General features: G+C 41.1%; 24 protein-coding genes. 21 read left to right on the forward strand and 3 right to left on the reverse strand.

Features of this window, described 5'->3' with window-relative positions; genetic code table 11:
* Window positions 1–50: 50 nt before the first annotated feature.
* The 13 genes from recG (at window position 51) to rplS (ending at window position 13,259) form a co-directional block, all read left to right on the forward strand.
* Window positions 51–2,087, forward strand: a complete 2,037-nt coding sequence (gene recG, locus FD50_RS02155) for an ATP-dependent DNA helicase RecG (protein ID WP_056959963.1) — start codon at window positions 51–53, stop codon at window positions 2,085–2,087.
* A 21-nt stretch (window positions 2,088–2,108) separates the two neighbouring features.
* Window positions 2,109–3,146 (forward strand): phosphate acyltransferase PlsX, encoded by a 1,038-nt coding sequence (plsX, locus tag FD50_RS02160; protein ID WP_056959964.1) that lies wholly within the window; start codon window positions 2,109–2,111, stop codon window positions 3,144–3,146.
* The gene (gene acpP / locus FD50_RS02165) at window positions 3,139–3,387 is read left to right on the forward strand and encodes an acyl carrier protein (RefSeq protein ID WP_054757321.1); all 249 of its coding nucleotides are present in this window, start codon (window positions 3,139–3,141) and stop codon (window positions 3,385–3,387) included. Before plsX ends, acpP begins: the two co-directional genes overlap by 8 nt.
* A gap of 267 nt (window positions 3,388–3,654) precedes the next feature.
* Window positions 3,655–4,350, forward strand: a complete 696-nt coding sequence (gene rnc / locus FD50_RS02170; protein WP_054757322.1) for a ribonuclease III — start codon at window positions 3,655–3,657, stop codon at window positions 4,348–4,350.
* A 40-nt stretch (window positions 4,351–4,390) separates the two neighbouring features.
* Complete coding sequence (smc, locus tag FD50_RS02175; protein ID WP_056959967.1) at window positions 4,391–7,939, forward strand: chromosome segregation protein SMC; 3,549 nt, start codon at window positions 4,391–4,393, stop codon at window positions 7,937–7,939.
* Between the two features lie 23 nt (window positions 7,940–7,962).
* Entirely contained in the window at window positions 7,963–8,952 is a 990-nt protein-coding gene (gene ftsY, locus FD50_RS02180; protein ID WP_056959969.1) for a signal recognition particle-docking protein FtsY, read from the forward strand.
* Between the two features lie 28 nt (window positions 8,953–8,980).
* Window positions 8,981–9,319: a putative DNA-binding protein gene (locus tag FD50_RS02185; protein WP_054757333.1), complete on the forward strand. Its 339-nt coding sequence runs from the start codon at window positions 8,981–8,983 to the stop codon at window positions 9,317–9,319.
* A gap of 16 nt (window positions 9,320–9,335) precedes the next feature.
* Complete coding sequence (gene ffh / locus FD50_RS02190) at window positions 9,336–10,769, forward strand: signal recognition particle protein (protein ID WP_054757323.1); 1,434 nt, start codon at window positions 9,336–9,338, stop codon at window positions 10,767–10,769.
* A gap of 104 nt (window positions 10,770–10,873) precedes the next feature.
* Complete coding sequence (gene rpsP / locus FD50_RS02195) at window positions 10,874–11,149, forward strand: 30S ribosomal protein S16 (protein ID WP_054757324.1); 276 nt, start codon at window positions 10,874–10,876, stop codon at window positions 11,147–11,149.
* A gap of 11 nt (window positions 11,150–11,160) precedes the next feature.
* Window positions 11,161–11,409: a KH domain-containing protein gene (locus tag FD50_RS02200; RefSeq protein ID WP_056959972.1), complete on the forward strand. Its 249-nt coding sequence runs from the start codon at window positions 11,161–11,163 to the stop codon at window positions 11,407–11,409.
* A gap of 74 nt (window positions 11,410–11,483) precedes the next feature.
* The gene (rimM, locus tag FD50_RS02205; RefSeq protein WP_056959973.1) at window positions 11,484–11,996 is read left to right on the forward strand and encodes a ribosome maturation factor RimM; all 513 of its coding nucleotides are present in this window, start codon (window positions 11,484–11,486) and stop codon (window positions 11,994–11,996) included.
* Window positions 11,996–12,733: a tRNA (guanosine(37)-N1)-methyltransferase TrmD gene (gene trmD, locus FD50_RS02210; RefSeq protein ID WP_056959975.1), complete on the forward strand. Its 738-nt coding sequence runs from the start codon at window positions 11,996–11,998 to the stop codon at window positions 12,731–12,733. Before rimM ends, trmD begins: the two co-directional genes overlap by 1 nt.
* 175 nt (window positions 12,734–12,908) lie before the next feature.
* Window positions 12,909–13,259 (forward strand): 50S ribosomal protein L19, encoded by a 351-nt coding sequence (rplS, locus tag FD50_RS02215; RefSeq protein WP_056959977.1) that lies wholly within the window; start codon window positions 12,909–12,911, stop codon window positions 13,257–13,259.
* 98 nt (window positions 13,260–13,357) lie between these two features.
* On the opposite strand, the gene FD50_RS02220 is transcribed toward rplS, so the two are convergent.
* Entirely contained in the window at window positions 13,358–13,777 is a 420-nt protein-coding gene (locus FD50_RS02220) for an ImmA/IrrE family metallo-endopeptidase (RefSeq protein ID WP_054757330.1), read from the reverse strand.
* Between the two features lie 2 nt (window positions 13,778–13,779).
* Window positions 13,780–14,121, reverse strand: coding sequence for a helix-turn-helix domain-containing protein (locus FD50_RS02225; protein WP_054757331.1), 342 nt, complete (start codon window positions 14,119–14,121; stop codon window positions 13,780–13,782).
* A 216-nt stretch (window positions 14,122–14,337) separates the two neighbouring features.
* Here FD50_RS02225 and FD50_RS02230 point away from each other — a divergent pair, with 216 nt between their 5' ends.
* Window positions 14,338–14,547, forward strand: a complete 210-nt coding sequence (locus FD50_RS02230) for a hypothetical protein (protein WP_054757332.1) — start codon at window positions 14,338–14,340, stop codon at window positions 14,545–14,547.
* Window positions 14,548–14,883: 336 nt separating this feature from the next.
* Here FD50_RS02230 and FD50_RS12435 read toward each other — a convergent pair whose 3' ends face one another.
* Window positions 14,884–15,003: a DUF4044 domain-containing protein gene (locus FD50_RS12435; protein ID WP_082610401.1), complete on the reverse strand. Its 120-nt coding sequence runs from the start codon at window positions 15,001–15,003 to the stop codon at window positions 14,884–14,886.
* A gap of 174 nt (window positions 15,004–15,177) precedes the next feature.
* Between FD50_RS12435 and asnB the strand changes: the two genes are divergently transcribed.
* The 7 genes from asnB (at window position 15,178) to FD50_RS02265 (ending at window position 23,012) form a co-directional block, all read left to right on the forward strand.
* Entirely contained in the window at window positions 15,178–17,064 is a 1,887-nt protein-coding gene (gene asnB, locus FD50_RS02235; RefSeq protein WP_056959979.1) for an asparagine synthase (glutamine-hydrolyzing), read from the forward strand.
* A 23-nt stretch (window positions 17,065–17,087) separates the two neighbouring features.
* A complete protein-coding gene (dapG, locus tag FD50_RS02240) occupies window positions 17,088–18,287 on the forward strand; it encodes an aspartate kinase (protein ID WP_054757536.1) in 1,200 nt (399 codons plus the stop codon).
* Between the two features lie 11 nt (window positions 18,288–18,298).
* Entirely contained in the window at window positions 18,299–18,652 is a 354-nt protein-coding gene (locus tag FD50_RS02245) for a DUF3397 family protein (RefSeq protein ID WP_056959981.1), read from the forward strand.
* A gap of 410 nt (window positions 18,653–19,062) precedes the next feature.
* A complete protein-coding gene (gene mraZ / locus FD50_RS02250) occupies window positions 19,063–19,494 on the forward strand; it encodes a division/cell wall cluster transcriptional repressor MraZ (protein WP_056959983.1) in 432 nt (143 codons plus the stop codon).
* A gap of 17 nt (window positions 19,495–19,511) precedes the next feature.
* Window positions 19,512–20,459 carry a 16S rRNA (cytosine(1402)-N(4))-methyltransferase RsmH gene (gene rsmH / locus FD50_RS02255; protein ID WP_056959984.1) on the forward strand — a complete coding sequence of 316 codons (948 nt, stop codon included), beginning with the start codon at window positions 19,512–19,514 and terminating at the stop codon, window positions 20,457–20,459.
* 31 nt (window positions 20,460–20,490) lie between these two features.
* Window positions 20,491–20,862 carry a cell division protein FtsL gene (ftsL, locus tag FD50_RS02260; RefSeq protein ID WP_056959986.1) on the forward strand — a complete coding sequence of 124 codons (372 nt, stop codon included), beginning with the start codon at window positions 20,491–20,493 and terminating at the stop codon, window positions 20,860–20,862.
* The gene (locus FD50_RS02265; protein ID WP_056959988.1) at window positions 20,859–23,012 is read left to right on the forward strand and encodes a penicillin-binding protein; all 2,154 of its coding nucleotides are present in this window, start codon (window positions 20,859–20,861) and stop codon (window positions 23,010–23,012) included. The genes ftsL and FD50_RS02265 overlap by 4 nt, the downstream gene beginning before the upstream one ends.
* Window position 23,013: the final 1 nt, after the last annotated feature.

Genomic DNA, 23,013 nt, shown 5'->3' on the forward strand with positions numbered 1-23,013 from the left:
GCTCACAGTCTTCCGAACGTTGTCGCATTTTTGTTTGCGAGGTGACTAAAATGAAAAAACTTGATGATCCAGTCAGCGTATTACCTGGGGTAGGCCCCAAAAAGGTAGTCGCATTGAACAAATTGAATATCAATACGATCGAAGATCTGTTAAATGCCTTTCCTTTCAGATATGAAGACTTTGCCGCACGTAAACTAGCTGAAGTTAATGATCAAGAAAAGGTTGCTTTAAAAGGGACTGTAGCCTCGGAACCAGTCGTGAGTCGCTTTGGAAGAAATAAGAATCGTTTGAACTTCAGACTTTTAATCGAACATGAAGTGATTATGGTAACTTTTTTTAATCAAGCTTATCTTGCTAAGCAGATTGAAACTGGTAAAGAAATGGCGATTTATGGCAAGTGGGATGCTAAAAAGCAAAGATTGATGGGCATTAAAATTCTTGCGGCAGCCGCGGAGGATGAACTTGGTGGAGTATATCGTTCTTCAAAGGAGATCAAACAAAGTCAGGTGAAGAAGTTAGTAGCGGAAGCTTTTCAGGCATACCATGAATTACTTGTCGATTTAATCCCACTAGCTTTGCGTAAGAAGTACAGACTGATGTCGCGTGTTGAGATGGTGCGCAATATTCATTTTCCAGATAATGCGACAACTGCAAAACTGGCACGGCGGACAGGAATTTTTGAGGAATTTTTTCTTTTTCAAGTGAAAGTTCAATATTTAAAAAAACACAATCGAGTTGCAGATGGGATCAAGCTCGACTATGACTTAAGTAAGTTAAAAGTTTTGATTGCACAGTTGCCATTTACACTTACCGCTGCTCAAAAGAGGGTTGTTAATGAGATTTGTGCAGATCTGCATCATGATTATCATATGAATCGTTTGTTGCAAGGGGATGTAGGCTCAGGTAAAACAATCGTGGCTGCAATTGCACTCTATGCGGCGGTGACTGCGGGCTTCCAAGCTGCGTTAATGGTTCCAACCGAGATTCTGGCACAACAGCATGCAGAGAAATTTGCCCATCTTTTCAAGGATTTGGATGTAAATCTAGCGTTACTGACGAGTGCTACGCTCGGGCGCGCTAGTCAACGCAAAGAATTGCTTAAAAATCTAGCAAATGGGCAAGTTGATCTTGTGGTTGGAACCCATGCACTAATCCAAGACGATGTGAATTTTAAAAAATTGGGGCTAGTTGTAACCGATGAGCAGCACCGCTTTGGAGTTTCGCAGCGCCAAATCTTACGCCAAAAAGGACACGCTCCGGATGTACTAATGATGACGGCTACTCCAATTCCACGAACTCTTGCACTTACAACGTACGGTGAAATGGATGTTTCTACAATTGATGAACTACCAGCTGGACGTAAGGCAATTGAGACTATCTGGTTGAAAAATAAGCAACAAGAACAGGCATATGCTTTTATCGAAAAACAGCTTGACAATGGGGCACAAGTCTATATTGTTAGTCCGCTGATTGCAGAATCAGAGATGATGGATCTTAAAAACGCCGAAGAGGTTTATCTTAAGGCTAAAAAACGGTTAGAGCCGCAATATCATGTTGGTCTGCTTCATGGTAAAATGAAGGGTGAGGAAAAAGAACAAGTAATGCGCGCCTTTAAAGCCCAGCAGTTGCATGTCTTGGTGGCAACAACTGTCATTGAAGTCGGGGTTGATGTTCCAAATGCGACTGTCATGATGATCCTCGATGCAGACCGTTTTGGCTTAGCGCAGCTTCATCAGTTGCGTGGACGGGTCGGCAGGGGAACGCAGCAATCTTATTGTTTGTTGCTAGCAGATCCTAAAAATGAGTACGGAAGCGCCAGAATGAAAGTTATGACTCAAACAAATGACGGATTTGTAATTGCACAAAAAGACCTTGAGTTGCGCGGCCAAGGGGATGTTTTAGGCAGTAAGCAGGCTGGAGTTCCCGATTTTAAGTTGGGCGATCCGGTTGCAAATTTAAATGTGCTGCAGGTTGCACAAAAAGAAGCCGCTCAAATTGTCAAGGATCCAATGTTTACTACCGGGAATCAGAGCGAACTTTATCGGTATGTGAGACGCAGTTTAGTAACAGGAATGAGTTTTGATTAAATGAGGAGATGGGTAGACAAAATGAAAATAGCTGTTGATGCAATGGGCGGGGATAATGCCCCGCAAACGGTGGTTGCAGGGGTTGAACGTGCCCGCGATGAATTCACCGATCTTGAATTTATCTTATTTGGTAAAGAAAATGAGATTAAGAAATATCTTAAAAATGAAGATCGGATTAAAATTGTTCATACTGACGAAGAAATTGTGATGAACGATGAGCCTGTCAGAGCAATTCGCAGAAAGAAAAATTCTTCGATGGTACTGGCAGCTAAAGCCGTCAAAGAACAGCAAGCGGATGCATTCTTTTCTTGTGGAAATACCGGGGCACTTTTAGCGGCCGGCTTGTTAATTGTCGGACGGATCAAAGGAATTACCCGTCCTGGCTTACTTTCCACCATGCCAGTGCTGGGCCAGACAGATGGGGCCTTTAACCTGCTTGATAGCGGGGCAAACGCTGAAAATAAACCGGAACATTTACATCAATATGCTATTTTAGGGAAATATTATGCCCAACGTGTTCGTGGAATTGAAAATCCACGAATTGGACTGTTAAATAATGGCACAGAGCCGCATAAGGGAAGTCAAGTAACACAAGCAGCTTATCACTTACTTTCAGCAGATGAGTCCTTGAATTTTGTGGGGAATGTTGAAGCAAATGCAATTTTGAAGGGCGTTGCAGATGTCGTCGTTGCAGATGGATTTACAGGAAATGCTGTCCTTAAGGCAATTGAGGGCGCGGCCGGAGCAATGGTTCATCTGCTCAAGGAGACAATTATGAAAAGCGGAGTTGTCGGTAAGCTAGGTGCATTGTTGCTTAAATCCAGTCTGAGCGGCCTAAAAGATAAAATGGACCAATCCCGCTATGGTGGTGCAGTTTTATTAGGTGTGAAAGCACCAGTTGTTAAAGCACATGGCGCAAGTGATAGTACAGCGGTGTATTATACTTTGCGCCAGATTCATAAGATGCTGAAAGAAGAAATGGTCCCAGAGCTGGTAAGTTATTTTGCACAGCAGGAAGAAAAAAAAGCAGCTCAAAAAACGGAGGAAAAAAATGACTGAAAAAGAAATTTTTACTAAGATTGCTCAGATTATTCATGAACGTTTTGAACTTGATTTAGCACAGATTACTCCAGCATTGAACTTTGCAAATGATCTTGATGCAGACTCAATTGATATTGTGGAATTTGTACTTGAGTTGGAGGATACATTTGGTTCTGAAATCCCAGACGAAGAAGCTGAGAGGCTCGCCACCGTAGGCGATGTAGTTAAATATATTGCAGCCCATCAGAAAAAAGCCTGACACTTAGATTCAGGGACAGGGGTTGTCAGAAAAACACATTAATTTGTATACTGCAAGAGGGTTAGGGGACTAGGCTAAATTCAAATTTTGGCACAGTCCTTTAACTTTACCTTGCAGGTTACAGCACCTCTTTACAAGTCGATGAGCTTCTTTAACATGGTGCAATTTTTGAGCAAAATCAGTAAAGCTATTCTAGCGCAGAAGTTGGTTGGACTTGCAGGGAAAAGGTATAATAAACCTATGACATGATAAAAGGAGAAGAACAACGTGATTATCGGTTTGACTGAGAAATTAAAAAATGATTTTGGAATTACATTCAAACATCCTGCACTGCTTGACGAGGCATTTACGCATGCTTCTTATGTGAACGAACATCCACGCAAGAAATTAAAATACTATGAAAGAATTGAATTTTTAGGCGATGCTGTGATGCAACTATGCGTTTCCGAGTATTTATACAAAAGATATCCATCGATGCCTGAAGGAAAGCTTTCACGATTGCGTGCAGCCATGGTCTGTGAAGACAGCTTTAGCAAATTTGCAAAGGAATGCAACTTTGATGAGTATATTCGGTTGGGAAAAGGTGAAGAGAAGGCAAATGCAAGACAGCGACCTTCTCTTTTGTGCGATATCTTTGAATCCTTCATTGGAGCATTGTATCAAGATCAGGGTAAAAAGGGTGTCGATCAATTCATTGGACAAGTTGTTTTTCCAAAGTTGGACATGGGTTGGTTCGATCATCTGTTGGATCACAAGACAGAATTACAAGAACTGCTGCAAAAAAGTGGAGAAGTCGCGATTAGTTATACAGAAGTTACAGATGAAGGCCCAGAGCATGACAAACAGTATACGATGACGGTCAGTGCCAATGGAACGGTACTTGGAACCGGGCAAGGACATTCTAAAAAAGCGGCAGAACAAAATGCAGCAAATGCAGCATTAAAGAAACTTAACGCAAAGTAAACGTGAATTTTAACGGAGCGTAAAAGGAGCAGTCTATTTAATGAAACTGAAGTCACTTGTCATTAATGGCTTTAAATCTTTTGCGGACAAAACGCAAATTGATTTTCAAACTGGAATGACGGCGATTGTTGGCCCTAACGGCAGCGGCAAAAGCAACGTAATTGAGGCAATTCGCTGGGTGCTAGGGGAGCAGTCTGCCAAAAGCTTGCGCAGCGGCAAGATGCCCGATGTGATTTTTGCTGGAGCAAGTGAACGCAAACCCTTAAATCGGGCTTCAGTTACGATCACCTTTACCAATACAGATCGTTATTTGCCACTGAACGAAGATGAAGTTGTAATCACACGACGAATCTATCGTGATGGCGACAGTGAGTTTTTGTTGAATGGCAAACAAGTGCGCTTAAAAGATATTACTGGGTTGATGCTTGACACCGGTCTTGGAAAAGAATCATTTTCGATTATTTCTCAAGGACGAGTTGAAGCAATTTTTAAGAGTAAGCCTGAGGAGCGCCGGGCAATTATTGAAGAAGTTGCAGGAGTGCTAAAGTATAAAAAAGAAAAACAAAAAGCACAACAAGAACTTGCCCAAACAACTGAACACCTGAATCGGGTTGCTGACATTGTCGGCGAGTTAGGGAACCAGCGTGAGCCTTTAAAAAAGCAAAGCAGTCTTGCAAAGGACTACTTGGCACAAAAAAAAGATTTTGACCATTACAACCTTGCACGATTGGTTTTAGAAATTGAACGCGATCGTGCTAAAAAAGAAGACCATGATGCTGAACTAAATAAGCTGCTGCAGTTGAGTGCTCAAAAACGTGCAGCTTTAGCACAAATTAAGCAGCAAACAGCAGATTTGCAGCAGCAACAGCATGAACTTAACGAGCAACTTGATGCATTGCAGGAACGGTCAGTGGAAGTGGCCGAACAGCATGAGCGTTTGAGTGGGCAGCGCGAATTATCCCAAAAAGAAAAGGATTTTCAGCAGCTGCGCCAACAAGAACTTGAAAAAAAACACCAGGAAGATTTGCAAAGAAGCAAGCATCTGGCAGTTCAAAAGCGGCAACTACTTGAGCAGTTAAAAACACTGGAAGCCACTCAGAACACACTACAGCACGAAATCAAAGCGTTAAAACATGTTCAAGGGCTCGATGAAGCTACTCTTGAGCAAGAGATTGAGGAACTGCGTAGTCAAATTATTACCAAGATGCAGGAGCAAACTACGCTGACTAATCAGCTTACTTACCTTGAAAAAGAAAGGCAGCGTGAAGCAGCTACGCAGAGTTCATTTGCCAAAAAGCGAGCTGAAATAGCACAGATCACACTTCAATTAGAGGACGAAGCACAAAAATTAAAAACCCAGTTGGATCGCGAAACCGCTAAAACTGCACAATTAGAGGCAGGAGTAATGGCCCTTAAAAAGCAATTAGCACAGAAACAGCAAAAGTTCGCAGCACAAAAAAAACGCTGGTATCAGGGCTTAGAAATTCTGCAACGGGCGCAGGCGCAACATGATAGTTTAAAAAGTGTTTCTGAAAACTATGCCGGCTATTTCCATGGAGTTAAGGAAATTTTACGCGTTCGGGGACAATTTAAAGGAATTATCGGTTCGGTCGCTGAACGTTTGAATGTTCCGGCACAGCTTGCAGTTGCAGTTGAGATGTCGCTTGGAAGTCAATTACAAAACGTAGTAGTTACAGATGAAGAAGCTGCTAAAAGAGCAATTGCTTATTTAACTCAAAAAAAGCTAGGCAGAGTTACATTCTTACCGCGGACTGCCGTGCGTCAGCGACGACTCAGCAGTTATCAACAAAAGACGGTGGAGTCTTGCTCAGGCGTTTTAGGGGTGGGCAGCCAATTAATCACCAGCCAAACAGCTGATCTTCCGATTTTAAATTATTTGCTGGGAACAACGGTTTTTGTTGAAAACATCGAAATTGCAATTGAACTTGCTAAAAAGTTAGAACATAGCGTCCGTGTTGTTACCTTGGCAGGAGATGTGATCAATCCTGGCGGGTCAATCACAGGAGGGGCATTGCGCCAACGCAGCAGCGGCTTGCTAGAACAAAAGCAAAAGATTCAGCAATTGACAGCTAATATAAAAACCATGCAGGCCAAGATGAAGGAGCTAGAAATTGCAGGTAATGCTTTACAGGCTGAACTGGATGACGGGCAAAGACAGATCACTGCACAGGAAGAACAGTGTGCTCAAAAGCAGCAGTCGCAGCAAGCAACGAAGAATGAACTGGCAGTTGTAGAGAATAAATTGAAGTATCAACGGCAGCAAAATGAGTTGCGACAATTGGAATTTCAAAGTAGTCAACAAACCGGTTCGAATTTTGCAGCGCAAAAACAAAAAATCAAACATGCCCAAGGCAAGCTTAATACACAGGTTCAGCAGCTGCAGGACAGCTATCAGCAAAAAAAAGCTGAATTGACGAATCTTAATAAATCGCAGCAGCAAAACCAAAGCCATTTAAATGAAATTCGGCAAAAATTAGCGGTTGCGGCCGAACGGTTAGCTAGTCTGCGTGCCAAGCAAAAAGAACTTGATGAACAGGCTGAACAGTTGCGGCTCGAGGACAAAGAAACTCAAGCCGCATTGCAGCAATTTGTCCGCCAAGTAGAACTCGACTCACAACAAGGCAGCACATGGGCAACGCGCATCGCCAACCTGGAAGCGGAAAAAGAGCAACTTGCAGTGCAGATTAGTCAAGGAAAGAAAAAAAGAAGTGCGCTCCACGAGCAGTTGGTTGTAGTTCAAAAAGAAAATGTGCGGTTAACTGAATTGCAGGAAATCGCACTTAATCAGCAAAAAGAGCAAAGTGTGCTGCTGAATGGAATTAACACTGCGCTTGATCGCAATTTGCAGGAACTAAGTCAGGAATATTCACTTTCATTTGAAGCAGCCAAACTGCAAATTAAGGAAGAAAATATTGAACATGTATTGCACCAATTGAAACTACTTAAACTTGGGTTGAAAGAATTAGGGAATGTAAATCTGAATGCAATTGAAGAGTACGAACAGATTAATCAGCGCTACCAATTTTTAGAAACTCAGCAAACTGATTTGCTTGAAGCTAAGAAACAGTTGCAAAATAGTATGCAGGAAATGGATAATGAGGTCAGGGTACGTTTCAAGCAAACCTTTAAAGACGTCGCAGCTGCTTTTAGTAAGCTATTTCCACAGATTTTTGGTGGTGGGCAGGCCGCTTTGAAGTTGACTGCACCAGAAGATCTGCTAACTACTGGAATTGAGATTATGGCACAGCCGCCGGGAAAGAAACTCCAACAGTTGTCATTGCTATCAGGTGGCGAAAAGGCTTTGACAGCAATTACGTTGTTGTTTGCAATTTTGAAAGTCAAGCCGGTTCCTTTTGTAATTTTGGATGAGGCAGAAGCGGCACTGGATGATGCGAATGTCGAACGCTATGCACAATATTTACGTCATTTTCATGCACAGACACAATTCATCATTATTACACACCGCAAGGGTACAATGGAGCATGCAGATATACTTTATGGAATAACAATGCAAGAGTCTGGGGTTTCAAGAATGGTTTCGGTCTCTTTGGCAAATACCAGACAATAATGGATTGACGGGGAGGATAAAAAATGGGCTTTTTTGATAAGTTAAAACGCGCTTTTGGTGGTGAAACTACTGAACAGGCGAGTGAAGAAGAAAAAAAATATGATCGTGGACTAGAAAAATCACGAAAAACTTTTGGTGATAAACTAAATGCACTGTTTGCAAATTTTCGCAGTGTCGATGAAGAATTTTTTGATGAACTCGAGGAGACACTGATTGAGGCTGATGTTGGGTTTGAGACGGCTGTTCGTATCAGTGACGAACTCAAAGAAGAAGTTAAATTACGCAATGCCAAGGACAAGCAGGCAGTTTCACAGGCTATTATTGAAAAATTAGTTGCACTGTATGAGGCAGAAGGTAAACGTGAAGAAAATGCATTGCATTTTGCACCTGCTGGACCGACTGTTTTTCTGTTTGTGGGTGTAAATGGAGTTGGAAAGACAACAACGATTGGCAAGCTGGCCCATCGCTTCAAGAATGAAGGGAAAAAAGTTCTTTTGGCGGCCGCGGATACTTTTCGTGCGGGAGCGATTGAACAACTTGTTGAATGGGGCAAAAGGGTAGATGTTGCGGTCGTGCATAAAAAAGAAGGTAGTGATCCCGCTGCAGTGGTTTTTGATGCAGTACAGCGTGCTAAAGAAGAAGATTATGATGTCTTGTTGGTTGATACAGCAGGAAGGCTCCAAAATAAAGTTAATCTGATGAACGAACTGGCTAAAATCGCACGTGTCATCACACGTGAACTACCAGATGCGCCTCAAGAAGTTTTGTTGGCTTTGGATGCAACTACGGGCCAAAATGCATTAACACAGGCTAAACAGTTCAAAGAGGTAACTAATGTGACCGGAATAGTTTTAACTAAGCTCGATGGTACAGCTCGCGGAGGGATTGTCTTGGCAATTAGGAATGAACTTCATTTACCTGTTAAGCTGGTCGGATTAGGTGAACAAATGGATGATTTACGCGATTTCGAACCTGAAGAGTTTGTTTACGGGCTTTTTAAGGGATTGGTCTAAAAATCAAAATGAGAGTGGTGAGCTGCAGATGGCAATTGAAAAAACAAATCGCATTAATGCACTATTTGAGTTTTATGAACCGCTCTTGACCAGCAAACAAAATGAATATATTGCACTTTATTACAGGGATGATTATTCTTTAGGCGAAATTGCGGAAAATTACCATGTTTCTCGGCAGGCAGTCTATGATAACATAAAGAGGACTGAAGTAATCCTTGAGGCATATGAAGAGAAATTGCATCTGCTACAGCAATTTCAGCAGCAAAGCGCACAAACTGATCAACTGTTAGCGTATGTTGAAGAAAATTACCCAGAAGATTCAGTTTTATTAAAATTGGTGAAGAAGCTAGAACAACTAGAAGAATGAAAGTTGGTGGCCAAAAGTGGCATTTGAAGGATTAACAGAGCGTCTGCAAAACGCAATCAGCAAACTAAGACGCAAGGGCAAGGTTAGTGAAGCGGATGTAAGAGAAGTTATGCGTGAAATTCGCCTTGCGTTACTGGAAGCTGATGTTAATTTCCAAGTTGTTAAGGATTTTGTTAAAACGGTCAGAGAGCGGGCAATTGGAGCAGAAGTCCTAGAGAGTCTGACACCGGCACAGCAGATTGTTAAGATTGTTAATGACGAATTGACCAAAGTAATGGGACAAGAAGCAGTGGAACTGGCCCAGGCGCCCAAGATTCCTACGATCGTAATGATGGTGGGACTGCAAGGAGCCGGGAAAACAACCACTCTTGGCAAATTGGCATTAAAACTTAAAAATGAACAAAAAGCGCGCCCATTGTTAATTGCAGGTGATATTTATCGTCCAGCTGCAATTGACCAGTTGAAAATTATTGGGAAAAATATTGATGTGCCAGTCTTTTCTTTAGGGACAGATATTTCTCCGGTTGAAATTGTCCGGCAAGGACTTGCATTTGCACAGGAAAAGAAAAATGATTATGTTTTGATTGATACAGCCGGACGTCTTCAGGTTGATGAAAAATTGATGAATGAGCTGGCTGAGATCAAGCAATTAGCACAACCTAATGAGATTTTACTGACAGTTGATGCAATGACCGGGCAAAATGCCGTCGATGTTGCTAAAGGTTTTAATGAGCAGCTTGATGTAACCGGAATTGTGCTAACTAAGCTGGATGGAGATACACGTGGCGGGGCTGCACTGTCAATTAGAGCGGTGACAGGTAAACCGATCAAGTTCATCGGGCAAGGCGAAAAGATGACGGATTTGGATGTCTTTTATCCTGACAGAATGGCGTCACGTATCTTAGGAATGGGCGACATGCTGACCCTGATTGAAAAAGCACAGCAGGATTTTGATCAGAAAAAAGCAGATGAAATGCAGGAAAAGATGAGGGAAAACACCTTTGATTTTAATGATTTCATTGATCAGATGACGCAGGTGCAGAAGATGGGCCCAATGGAAGATGTTATCAAAATGATTCCAGGAATGGCAAATAATCCTGCACTTAAGAATCTGAAAGTTGATCCTAAGGATATTGAACATTTGAAAGCAATTGTTTTTTCGATGACTGAAAAGGAGCGGACTGAACCAGATGTCCTAAATCCAAGTCGAAGAAGAAGAATTGCAGCCGGTTCAGGAAGACCTGTTCAAGAAGTCAATCGGATGATCAAGCAGTTTAATCAAATGAAAAAGATGATGAGCAAATTTTCAAAGGGCAACTTTTCAGGGATGGAAGGAATGCTGGGAAATGGAATTTCTGGAAAGTTGGCAAAAATGTCGATGAATTCAATGATGCGCAAAAATAAGAAACGCAAACTCAAACGCTTGCGCAATAAAAGAAAACGTAAATAAGGATGCAAAATCTTTTTTTAGCTCTGTCAAGAAATAATCCTTTACAGCAGCTTGAATTACTGGTATATTATTTATCGTTAAGAAAGATATTAGGAGGTGTATTTATGTCAGTAAAGATTCGTTTGAAACGTATGGGTTCTAAGAAGCGTCCTTTCTACCGAATTGTTGTTGCAGACTCACGTTCACCACGTGATGGTCGTTTTATTGAAACAGTTGGTACGTACAACCCATTAGTAGAGCCTGAAAAGGTAACTCTCAAAGAAGAAAACATTTTGAATTGGTTGAATAATGGTGCACAGCCTTCAGATACAGTGCGCAATATTCTTTCAAAGAATGGTGTCATGAAGAAATTCCATGATGCAAAGTTTGCTAAGAAATAGGGAAATTTAAAATGACAGAAGCAGATGTGCGCCAGTTGATCATTGCGATTATTAAACCACTTGTTGCTAAGCCCCAAATGATTTCACTTGAAGTTAGTCAGGGCAGTCATTTTTTAATTTTTAATCTCAGCGTAGCACCGCAGGACCTGGGACGGGTGATCGGCAGGAATGGCCGAATCGCAAACGCTTTGCGGACGCTCATCCATAATACCCGTCTGAATGGCAAGCAGCGCGTTCGTTTGATTATTAAAAATACCTAATTGAGGACCTCTTGATGAAGCAGCAATGTTTCATTTAGAGGTTTTCTTTATATTAAGAAAGGAAAGGTGCTCAGATGGATTACTACGAAGTTGGGCAGATCATTAATACTCACGGTATTCGTGGCGAAGTTAAAGCAGCTACGATTACTGATTTCGCAGCTGAACGTTTCCAAAAGGGGAAAAAGCTTTACCTTCAAACTACAAGTGCGCAGCCACTCATGGTTGAACTGCAGAATGTCCGGCAGCAAAAACAATTTTATCTGCTTAGTTTTGTTGGTTATGATGACATTAATCAGGTTGAGAAATTCAAAGGATGCAAATTACTGGTTACCGAGCAGCAGCAACAGCGCTTAAGCGATGACAATTTTTACTATCACCAAATTGTGGGTTTACAGGTTCAGGATCGGCAAAAGGGGAGCTTGGGGACAGTTAAAGAAATTCTCAGCCTCGGAGCAAATGATGTTTGGGTTGTGGCACGTCCCCCAAAGAAGGACCTGCTTTTACCAGCTATTAAAGATGTGATCAAAAAAGTCGATTTGGAAAACGGTGTGGTTGAAATAGAGCTTTTAGATGGGTTGGATGAGTGATGAAAATCGATATCTTAAGTCTTTTTCCAGAGATGTTTGCAGGGCCTTTACACCAATCAATCGTGGGTAAAGCGCTTGAGAAAGAACTGCTGCAAGTTGATATTACAAATTATCGAGATTTTACTGAAAGTCGGCAGCACCATGTCGATGATTATCCTTACGGCGGAGGAGCAGGAATGCTGTTGCAGGCGCAGCCGATTTTTGCTGCACTTGATCAAGTGCAGCAAAACAGCGGTGATCTTGGCCGTGTAATTTTGCTTGATCCTGCCGGAAGACAATTTAATCAAGCTGTGGCGACAGAGCTAGCAAAAGAACAGCATTTAACTTTTATTTGCGGACATTATGAAGGTTATGATGAGCGGATTAGAACGCAAGTAACAGATGAGATTTCTCTGGGAGATTACGTCTTAACTGGAGGAGAACTCGGAGCAATGGTAATTATTGATGCAACAGTTAGATTGTTACCAGGTGTTTTGGGCAACACTGCCTCGGCAGGTGATGATTCTTTTTCAACCGGTTTGCTGGAGTATCCGCAATACACACGTCCAGCCGTTTACCGTGGGTTAAAGGTGCCAGATGTCCTCTTGAGCGGTAATCACCAAAAAATAGCACAGTGGCGTGCTTATGAGTCGCTAAAGAGAACTTATCAACGGCGTCCGGACCTGTTAGCTGGGTTGAAGTTGACAGCGCAGCAGCAAGCGTGGCTGCGAATCATTAAACAGCAAAGTGGAATTTAAAAGTGCAGTTACTAGGCACTAAATTCTGCAGATTGAGTTAACTGCTGAATTTTTGAGTTGTCCAAGTTTAACTTGAAATTCTGATTTTGATGTGGTAACATTCTTATTGGCTTATGCCAAATTAACGATATTCCGCTGTGAATGGACATGAATGTCGGCGAAAGGAAGAAACATAATGAATCCATTGATTAAAAAGATCACGGAAGGTCAATTAAGAGACGACATTCCTGATTTTCGTCCAGGGGACACTGTTCGTGTTCATGCCCGCATTGTTGAAGGGACACGCGAACGTATCCAGATTTTTGAAGGTGTAGTTATCAAACGTCGTGGTGAAGGGATCAGCGAAACTTATACTGTGCGTAAAATTAGTAGCGGTATTGGGGTTGAACGTACTTTCCCAGTGCATACACCACGTGTTGAAAAGATTGATGTAATTCGTCACGGCCGTGTTCGTCGTGCTAAACTCTATTACTTGCGTGCTTTGCATGGTAAGGCAGCTCGTATTCCTGAAAAGCGTCGTAAGTAAGAGGATTATAAGTATACTTAACTTGGGTATGCTAAAAAAGGTTGTGTTAAGTTGGTTCCAGCTTAGCGCAACCTTTTTTGATGCTTGAAAAATGAATTTTAAAGATGGTAATATGCTTTCATTTGTGAAAAAACTTCCTCATTCAGATGAGCAGGAATTGCAAAAATGCTGATAAACTCTCCTGCATTCGCATCTTCTCGCTCTTTTTGTTCGCAGTAAAAAGGAAGCAATAGCTTAATGGCTCCGCTGTTAGCGTTGGCTTCAATCAAAGCGCGCTGAGCATAGGAACATTCATAAAGAACCTCGTCGCCGATATTCTTGAACAGCAAATGTGCAATTTCATGCGCAAGCTGAAAGATGAGCTCATTACGCCGGTGCCAATTCAGGTTCATGATGATGCAGCGCTGTTTTAATGCAATTATTGCAGGTGTTTCAGCAGCCAATTCTTTTGTCCAAATAACTTTGATTCCTAAAGCTGCAGCAGTTTTCAACAGTGAGTTGAGCACCAGCGATTCCATGCCTAATGATCCTCCGAGGTGTCACTTTGAGTATTTCGAAGCATTTTTCTAATCAGTTCAAGTTCGTTGTCTGGAATAACTTTACCTTCAAAACTTAAAATTCCTTGTTGAGTTTCAGCTAAATCAATTTTATTAGTGTTAATTTTTTCGTTAGCGGAACGTCCCATCAGATAGTCTAATGAAACATCGAAATAATCAGCAACTTTTTTAACACGTTCAACAGAAGGCGTTCTTTTTGTCCACTGATAGATCGTATTTTTGCCGAACCCAAGCTGTTCTTCAAGTTCGTAGACTGAGATATGATGTTCTTTTGCAAGGTTCTTGATTCGATCTACTGTACACATAAGGAGTCTCCTATCAGGAAAATATAACTAAAAAGTTAGAAAGTCATTGAAAACTAATCAATAAGTTAGTATAATTACCACAGACGATAAATTAATTAATATTTAATGGAACTGCAATGTGTGACCTCACACTGCGCTTCCTTGTTGATTTTATAATACTGTCACTGGGTCGTCAAACAAATTAGCTAATTTTAGCCTGATTAGGAGTGGATTGAAATGACATATGAACTGTCAGATGCAATTTTACTGTGTCTGAAAAGAAATAAACGAATGGGTATTAGGCCAAGTTCTCAGTCTGATATTGCCAATCACTTTGGACTCTCTAAACCCTATGTCAATCAACTGATCAATGGAAGAGTGGCTGATTCTGAAAATACAAGGAATTGGTTGAACAAAATTCGTAATTATGTTGGCGTCAATGATTAAGGCGACTATCCAGCAGTAGAAAAGAAGTGCTAAGGTTAGGCAGGTTTTGCAGCACGTTAATTCAGACATTACAAAATAAAACAAAAAGAGTGTGACATAAGTCGGGAAAATTTGAGTGCTAACTCGAAATTGCGAACATCGTGAGTACTTTGCTATGAGTAATTCGAAGTTAGACGGAGAATTTTGACTTATGGAACACGTTTATCCGGAATAAAAGCGGGGCTGTGACAAAAGTTAATTTTTGTCACAGCCCCTTATTGCTAATCATGGACATTGTTTTTGTAAATTTAAGTCTAGCACGCTTGCGGTTATCCTAAGCGCGGTCCTGGAAGGTAATTAATACCCCATAACGGAAATAACAGCAGTCATAACCATTGTTCCGATCGTGGCAATGATCATCACCCACACAACAGCCATTGTAATTTTTTGAAAACGCGACTTCTTTTTCTTGGCCAAAACACGCTCACCCTTCATTTGTCTTTTGAAGTTTACTATACCGTTTGGTACCCTGGTGTGTCAAATGCTAGTAAAATTCTTTCGAAAGTTATAAAATTCTGAAACAAATTGAATTTGAACTTGCAAACATTTATAATGAAAAAGATGGAAAACTTACCGGAAGAGGTGCCGATTATGTGTGGTTTTGTAGGGTGTTTAAGTGATGTCGCAAAAGATACCGGAAAAGAATACAATGAAATGATACACTCAATGAATAAAATGGTTGTCCATCGCGGACCGGATGATGCAGGTTATTTTGAGGATCAAAATATTACAATGGGATTCAGAAGACTCAGCATTATCGATCTTGAAGGGGGACATCAACCTCTTTCTTATGATAATGAACGTTACTGGATGACTTTTAATGGAGAAATTTATAACTATATTGAATTACGTGAAGAGTTAAAAAAAGAAGGCTATGGATTTAAGACCGACTCTGATTCTGAAGTGATTCTTGCAATGTATGCAAAACATCGCGAGGATTGTGTTAAGTTCTTTCGGGGAATGTTTGCCTTCGTAATTTGGGATAAGCAGGAACAGGTTTTGTTTGCGGCCCGTGATCATTTTGGAATCAAACCTTTCTATTATGCTATGGTAGATCATGATTTTTATTACGGTTCTGAGAGCAAGGCGATTTTCAAAGTATTGCAACATAAGACTTTTGATCAAGATGCACTCCAAGACTATATGACTTATCAGTATGTACCTGAACCAGAGTCGCTGGTTAAAGAAATTCGGATGCTTGAACCTGGACACTATTTAACCAAAAAATTAGGACAGCAACCAGAGATTAAGCGGTATTATTATGCTCAATTTAAGCCGGTTATTCGTCCCGAAAATGAGTATATTAAGAAAGTACGCGCTATTTTATTCGATTCAGTTGAAAAGCATATGCGAGCAGATGTTCCAGTAGGTTCCTTTCTTTCTGGTGGGATTGATTCTTCAATCATCGTAGCAATTGCCAAACAGTTCAATCAGCAAATTGAAACTGTTTCTGTTGGCTTTCAACGCGAAGGTTATAGTGAACTGGATGTTGCCCAAGAAACAGCTGAAAAATTAGGGGTTAAGAACTACAGTTCAATTATTACCCCTGAGGAATTTATGCAAGCTTTCCCACATTTTGTGTGGAATATGGATGACCCCTTAGCTGATCCGGCTGCAGTGCCGCAGTATTTTGTTGCTAAAGAGGCGCGTAAGCACGTGAAGGTGGCTTTGACTGGAGAAGGCGCTGATGAGCTTTTCGGTGGTTATACGATTTACAATGAGCCTAATTCATTACGGCCTTTTAATTATACGAAACCGCTCAATGGAGTTTTGCATAAAATTGCAGAAATGATTCCAGAAGGTGTTAAAGGAAGAAGCTTTCTGCTGCGCGGCACAACCCCACTTGAAAAGCGTTATGTTGGGAATGCCTTTATTTTCAATGAAGCTGAAAAACATCAATTCATCAAGAATTATGATAATGCTCATCCATTACAGTCAATTACGCACCCTTTTTATCAGGATGCGCTTGACTATGATCCAATTAGCCGGATGCAATTTATTGATGTGCATACATGGTTGAATGGCGATTTACTGCACAATGCAGATCGGACTACACTTGCACACAGTTTAGAGTTGCGGACTCCGTTTTTGGATAAAGAAGTGTTTGCAGTTGCAAGTGAAATTCCTGCTAATCTGCGAATTGCGCATGGCACAACTAAGTATGTTTTACGTAAAGCAGCTGAAGGAGTTGTGCCTGAACATGTGCTAAATCGTAAAAAATTAGGTTTCCCAGTCCCGATTCGCTTCTGGTTGCGTGACGAAATGTATGATTGGGCGCGCAATATTATCGAGTCATCACAGACTGAACAATTTTTTGACAAAAATTACTTCTTGCAGCTTTTGGAAGATCATCGGCTGCAAAAAAGAGATAACTCACGTAAATTATGGACAATTTTAACGTTTATGATGTGGCATAAAATTTACATTGAAGCGCCAACGCTGATGGATTCAGCTGAGGCAGCTCGGTTAGACAGTTAATAATAGGGAATGAGGGATTGTCAGTGGAAATAATGGTTCAAAAGTTTGGCGGAACTTCCGTCCAAGATGATGCGGCACGGCATAAGGCACTCGAACATGTGCGCTATGCAGTATCCAAAGGATATAAAGTTGTGGTGGTGGTCTCAGCGATTGGGCGCAAAGGTGCACCATATGCCACTGATTCCTTATTGAACTTAGTTAAAGGCGAGCAGACTAAGCTTTCTCATCGCGAACTTGATATGCTTGTTTCTGTGGGAGAAATTATATCAACAGCTGTCTTTACAGAGCTTTTAAAAGAAAATGGATTGGCTGCGACTGCGATGACTGGTGCAGATGCTGGTTTTCGAACTGATAATGAGTATCAAAATGCTAAAGTACTTGATGTTAAAACTGAAGGAATTATCAAAGCCTTTTCGCAAAAAGATGTAGTCGTTGTCGCCGGTTTTCAGGGATTATCACGTGAAGGTCATCTGGCGACGCTAGGACGTGGTGGAAGTGATACTTCAGCTGCCTTGTTAGGCGCTGCGTTATCTGCTAAAAGGGTCGATATTTTTACAGATGTTTCGGGGATGATGACAGGAGATCCGCGAATAGTTAAAAAAGCGCGCTTTTTAAAAAATGTCAGTTATGAGGAAGTTGCTAACATGGCACATGAAGGCGCAAAGGTTGTTCATCCTCGTGCCGTAGAGATTGCACAGCAAGCACATGTGCCTTTAAGAATCAGATCAACATGGGATAGTGTTTCTGAAATGGGAACACTGATCTCAGATCGTGACTTGTCAATTCAGGATTACCGGAGTGTCACTGGAATTGCTCATCAAGTCGGGTTAACTCAATTCAGTGTTTCGACTGCTGCCTATCCTGCTGATAAGATTTTCAACTTGTTAGCAGCTAATCATTTAAGTGTTGATTTTATTAATATTCTTCCCGAAAAGGTTGTCTTTAATTTAAATCATGTACAAACTTTAGTTGCACAAGAGCTGTTGGCTAAAGCAAAAATCACAGCTGAAGTCATCAATGACTGTGCTAAGGTTTCAATTGTCGGTGCAGGTATTATGGGCACTCCAGGAATTACCGCCAAAATTGTGGCAACTTTAGTGAAAAATAAAATTGAAATTCTGCAGACAACAGATAGTTATACGACAATTTGGGTTTTAGTTAAACAAAGTGATCTGAATGTTGCGGTAAATGCGCTTCATGATACTTTCTTGTTGAATGTCTAAGGATGATTGAGATGTTTCAGTGGTATTGGCAATTAGTTTATTTATGCTTACTCTGGTTAATTTTTAAATTTTGGAAAAAAATGAAGTTGCGTCCTCGAATTTTTTCTGGGCGGATTAAACCCTTTGATGTTTTGGCGTTCTTTGTACTTTTAGGGATTCATCAACTTTCAAGCGCACGGTTTCAGATTTCATTGCTGCCTTTTATTTTTCTGGGAATGGCAGTTTTAGGAATTGCAATGAGTCTCGGATATGCACTTGTAGAAAGACAACTTGTTTATCGGACGTTTATACTGCGTTATTGGCGTTTTTTTGACATTGTCATTTATGGGGCTTATGGGGTGCTTTTGATTTTACAATTTCTTTAAAAGGCTACTTTGTAGTTGGGTGTCTGGTCTTGGAATTTGTTGAAAAGAATAGTAATAATTTAATGAAATAGGAGAGTGTGACATAAGTCGGGAAAATTTGAGTGCTAACTCGAAATTGCGAACATCGTGAGTACTTTGCTATGAGTAATTCGAAGTTAGACGGAGAATTTTGACTTATGGAACACGTTTATCCGGCAATAAAAAAGAGACTGTGACAAAATTTAACTTTTGTCACAGCCTCTTTTTTTGTGTGCTTGAATTTTCAATAACTTGAAAGCGCATTATGCAATTTTTGAACGTTGTGCTGGCTTCAATTTATTTCAAAGTGGTTAAAAGTGGTAAATTTGTGGTTTAAAGTGGGGGAATGTGGTAATATCAGTTTAAGGTAGTGTCAAAGGAGGTGTCTTTTGATGTTTATGGGAGAGTTTCGTCATACGATCGACGAAAAGGGTCGCCTAATCATTCCCGCCAAATTCCGTGAGGACCTTGGTGAAAAATTTGTGATCACACGGGGAATGGATGGCTGTTTATTTGGTTATCCTCAAAACGAGTGGGACAAATTGGAACAAAAGCTGCAAAAACTCCCATTAACTAAAAAAGACGCACGTGCCTTTGTGAGGTTCTTTTATTCCGCCGCAACCGAGTGTGAATTCGATAAGCAAGGGCGAATCAGTGTTCCTAAGCCCTTACGCGAGCATGCTGCACTCGATAAAAAATGTGTGGTGGTCGGGGTTTCAAATCGTTTTGAAATTTGGGCTCAAACACGCTGGGATGACTTTTCAACTGAAGCAGAGGGCAACTTTGATGAAATTGCCGAAAATATGATTGATTTCGGGCTTTAGGTCTAGAGGGGGTTACTTTGGAAGAATTTAAACATACAACTGTTCTATTACATGAAGCAATTGCAGGTTTGAATGTTAAGGCGACAGGAATTTATGTTGACTGCACACTTGGTGCTGGAGGACATACTAGTTTATTGCTGCAGGGGTTATCGACCGGGCATCTTTATTCCTTTGACCAAGATCAAACAGCGATTACATATAATTTAGAGCGGTTTAAAGACAGCACTGCTGCAAAAAAAGTAACCTTTATCAAAGCCAATTTTCGTGAGCTTCAGCTGAAATTACAAGAAAACGGAGTGAATCAGGTTGATGGGATCGTCTATGATTTGGGAGTTTCTTCTCCTCAATTTGACGATGCCGAACGCGGATTTAGTTATCGTTACGATGCGCCGCTTGATATGCGGATGGACCAAAGCCAGCAACTGACAGCGCGGGTAATTGTGAATGAGTGGCCTTACGCAGACCTTGTGCGGATTTTCTTTCGGTATGGCGAAGAAAAATACGCTAAATCAATTGCACGTTTGATTGAAAAAAGACGTCTTACCCAAGAGATTGTGACAACCGGTGAACTGGTTACACTGATTAAAGAAGCAATTCCGGCACGTGCTCGCCGAACTGGAGGGCATCCTGCCAAACGAGTTTTTCAGGCAATCAGAATAGCTGTTAACGATGAATTAGGTGCACTAGAAGCATCGCTGGAACAAGCACTTGAGTTGCTGCAGGTAGGTGGACGGATTAGTGTCATCACCTTTCAGTCACTTGAAGATCGGTTGGTTAAAAGTCTTTTTAGGGAAAAAAGTTCGCTTCCTGAACTTCCGCCTGGGTTACCGGTAATTCCAACAGAGTATCAACCGAAGTATCGACTCGTGACGCATAAGCCGATCGTCCCTTCTGAAAGGGAATTGCTTGAAAATCATCGGGCACATTCTGCCAAACTAAGGATTATCGAGCGAATTAAAGAATAATTTAATAATTTAGATCGAAGGATGTGATAGAATGGCACAGAACACCGCAAGACAAATTAAAGTTCAACCACAAATTGAACATGAACCTAGAACATTACATACAAAAGAAGTTAAAACTTATTCTAAGAGAGTTCCGTTGTCACGTTTGGAAGTTTTTGGGGTTGTAATTGCAGGTCTGATGGTCATGGTGTTGATGATTACTGTGATCTCTGCTAAAATCACACTTTCAAAGGCACAGTATAATTTACAGCAGGTTAATCAGGGCATTGTCAGTCTGCAAAATAAAAACGTTGATACGAAGCAGGAGATCAGTGAACTATCAAGCCGGAGTAGGTTGACACAGATTGCTCAGAACCTGGGCCTGAAGATGAATAATCAGAATATAAGGAATGTTTCAAAATGAGCAAGCAGAGTAAGCGGCAGATAGATAGACGAATACAGCAAAAAAACAGAAAATTGTATGGACGTGGAATTTTCTTTATCGTTGCGCTGCTATTCGCACTATTTATCGGTCGCTTTTTTTATATTGCAGTCTTTAAAACTGCAAATGGTGTTGATCTTCCTAAAAGGGTTGCTCAGCTTTATGCAAGCAAGACTGAGGTTAAAGCTCAACGAGGCACAATCTATGATGCAAATAACCAACCAATTGCAGAAGATACCTCGACGTATTCGATTTATATCGTCTTGTCTAAATCAGCAGTTGCTTTTGGGAAACGACAGTATTTGGCTGAAAGTGAAAAGACAAAAGCGGCTAAAATCTTAAGTCAAAATCTAACGATCAGTTATGATCAGGTACTTAAAATTTTGAATCCCAGCGACAAGGAAACTTATCAAGTTGAGCTGGGAACGGCTGGAAAGAATATTTCACTTGAAACTAAAAAGAAAATTGAAGCGGCTAATTTACCGGGAATTAATTTTAAAGAGTCGCAGGCACGTCTTTATCCTAATGGAATTTTTGCTTCACATCTGATCGGGCTTGCTGAAAATGAGTCGAATAAGATGGTGGGAGTCATGGGGCTTGAAAAAATCTTTAATAAGCAGCTAGCTGGAGTCAACGGAGTCCGCAGTTTTGAAAAGGATGTTCGTGGAACCCCAATTCCGGGATCGAAAGTCAAAACTCGCAAAGCCAAGGATGGAGATAATGTTTACACGACCTTGGATTCACGGTTGCAGACTTATCTAGAAACTTTAATGACTCAAGCCCAGGAAAAATATCATCCGCAATCCATGAGTGCTGTGTTAATGGATCCAAAAACAGGAGAGATTAAAGCGGCAACACAACGGCCAACCTTTAATGCGCAAACCAAGGATGGATTGAATCAAATGTGGCGCAATATCTTGGTGGAAGATGGTTTTGAACCTGGTTCTACCATGAAAGTCTTAACGATGTCGGCGGCAATTGATAGTGGGATATATAATCAAAACAGCACTTTCAAGTCAGGAACTTATAAAATCGATGGTAAAACGGTGGATGATTGGAACACTAATGGTTGGGGCAACATTACTTACCGTGATGCTTTTATTCGTTCTTCGAATGTCGGTATGGCGCATTTGGAACAACAAATGGGAGCAAAACGCTGGTTGAACTATATTCACCGCTTTGGCCTGTTACGTTCGACTTCCTCAGGTTTATTGAATGAAACTAAAGGAAGTATTGAATATAAATATCCGATTGAGCAGGCGAATACTGCTTACGGACAAGGCATCAATGTTTCAGTTTTACAAATGATGCAGGCTTTTTCGGCAGTTGCTAATGATGGTAAAATGGTTAAGCCGCGGATCGTCAGCAAAGTGGTCAATCCAAATACAGGCAAAACGGTTTATCAAACAAAAACAAAGGTTGTTGGACAGCCAATCAAGAAATCAACTTCAAAAAAAGTGTTGAGTATGATGCAAGATGTTGTCTATAATCAAAATGGAACTGGATCTGCATTTAAGATTGATGGGTATCGGATTGCTGCTAAAACTGGGACGGGACAAATTGGCAATAGCTCGGGCACCGGTTATTTGACGGGTGAGACCAACTATACTTTTTCGGTAGTTGGAGTTGCACCTGCAGATAATCCGCAATATATCTTGTACTTAGTAATGAAACAGCCAAAAACATTTGCAAATGGAACTTCTGGAGAGATGCTGGCGTCTGTGTTCAATCCTTTGCTGAAAAGGGCACTTGATGAAAAGCAGGAATCCAGTACAACTTCAAGCACGCAAGTTACAATTCAAAATGAAGTCGGTCAAACAGCCGCAACGGTTCGCCAGCAGTTGAGTAATAGTGGACTATTAGTTGTAGAGGTAGGGAACGGCAAAAAGGTTTTGGCGCAGTCTGAAAATGCAGGAAGTGTGAAGCTTTCAGGTGAGCGAATCATTTTGTTGACTGGTGGTGAAAAAGTTATGCCGGATCTTTCAGGCTGGTCACGCAGCGATGTTGCCAAGTTAGGAAAACTTCTTGGAATCGAATTTGATTTTTCAGGTTCCGGATACGTCAGTTCACAAAGTGTGGCAGCTAATAAATCTTTGACAGGTGTTAGCAAAGTTTCAGTTCAATTAAAGTAGA

The organism is Liquorilactobacillus satsumensis DSM 16230 = JCM 12392 (genome assembly GCF_001435195.1).
In the GTDB taxonomy this organism is placed as follows: Bacteria; Bacillota; Bacilli; order Lactobacillales; family Lactobacillaceae; genus Liquorilactobacillus; species Liquorilactobacillus satsumensis.

What these genes read in the sequence shown, in the direction of transcription:
- rpsP (WP_054757324.1), top strand. Translation starts at nt 10,874, where the DNA reads ATGTCAGTAAAGATTCGTTTGAAACGTATGGGTTCTAAGAAGCGTCCT.
- trmD (WP_056959975.1), top strand. Translation starts at nt 11,996, where the DNA reads ATGAAAATCGATATCTTAAGTCTTTTTCCAGAGATGTTTGCAGGGCCT.
- rplS (WP_056959977.1), top strand. Translation starts at nt 12,909, where the DNA reads ATGAATCCATTGATTAAAAAGATCACGGAAGGTCAATTAAGAGACGAC.
- smc (WP_056959967.1), top strand. Translation starts at nt 4,391, where the DNA reads ATGAAACTGAAGTCACTTGTCATTAATGGCTTTAAATCTTTTGCGGAC.
- acpP (WP_054757321.1), top strand. Translation starts at nt 3,139, where the DNA reads ATGACTGAAAAAGAAATTTTTACTAAGATTGCTCAGATTATTCATGAA.
- FD50_RS02220 (WP_054757330.1), bottom strand. Translation starts at nt 13,777, where the DNA reads ATGGAATCGCTGGTGCTCAACTCACTGTTGAAAACTGCTGCAGCTTTA.
- FD50_RS02200 (WP_056959972.1), top strand. Translation starts at nt 11,161, where the DNA reads ATGACAGAAGCAGATGTGCGCCAGTTGATCATTGCGATTATTAAACCA.
- FD50_RS02265 (WP_056959988.1), top strand. Translation starts at nt 20,859, where the DNA reads ATGAGCAAGCAGAGTAAGCGGCAGATAGATAGACGAATACAGCAAAAA.
- FD50_RS02245 (WP_056959981.1), top strand. Translation starts at nt 18,299, where the DNA reads ATGTTTCAGTGGTATTGGCAATTAGTTTATTTATGCTTACTCTGGTTA.
- mraZ (WP_056959983.1), top strand. Translation starts at nt 19,063, where the DNA reads ATGTTTATGGGAGAGTTTCGTCATACGATCGACGAAAAGGGTCGCCTA.
- recG (WP_056959963.1), top strand. Translation starts at nt 51, where the DNA reads ATGAAAAAACTTGATGATCCAGTCAGCGTATTACCTGGGGTAGGCCCC.
- asnB (WP_056959979.1), top strand. Translation starts at nt 15,178, where the DNA reads ATGTGTGGTTTTGTAGGGTGTTTAAGTGATGTCGCAAAAGATACCGGA.
- plsX (WP_056959964.1), top strand. Translation starts at nt 2,109, where the DNA reads ATGAAAATAGCTGTTGATGCAATGGGCGGGGATAATGCCCCGCAAACG.
- FD50_RS02225 (WP_054757331.1), bottom strand. Translation starts at nt 14,121, where the DNA reads ATGTGTACAGTAGATCGAATCAAGAACCTTGCAAAAGAACATCATATC.
- ftsY (WP_056959969.1), top strand. Translation starts at nt 7,963, where the DNA reads ATGGGCTTTTTTGATAAGTTAAAACGCGCTTTTGGTGGTGAAACTACT.
- FD50_RS02230 (WP_054757332.1), top strand. Translation starts at nt 14,338, where the DNA reads ATGACATATGAACTGTCAGATGCAATTTTACTGTGTCTGAAAAGAAAT.
- ftsL (WP_056959986.1), top strand. Translation starts at nt 20,491, where the DNA reads ATGGCACAGAACACCGCAAGACAAATTAAAGTTCAACCACAAATTGAA.
- rimM (WP_056959973.1), top strand. Translation starts at nt 11,484, where the DNA reads ATGGATTACTACGAAGTTGGGCAGATCATTAATACTCACGGTATTCGT.
- FD50_RS02185 (WP_054757333.1), top strand. Translation starts at nt 8,981, where the DNA reads ATGGCAATTGAAAAAACAAATCGCATTAATGCACTATTTGAGTTTTAT.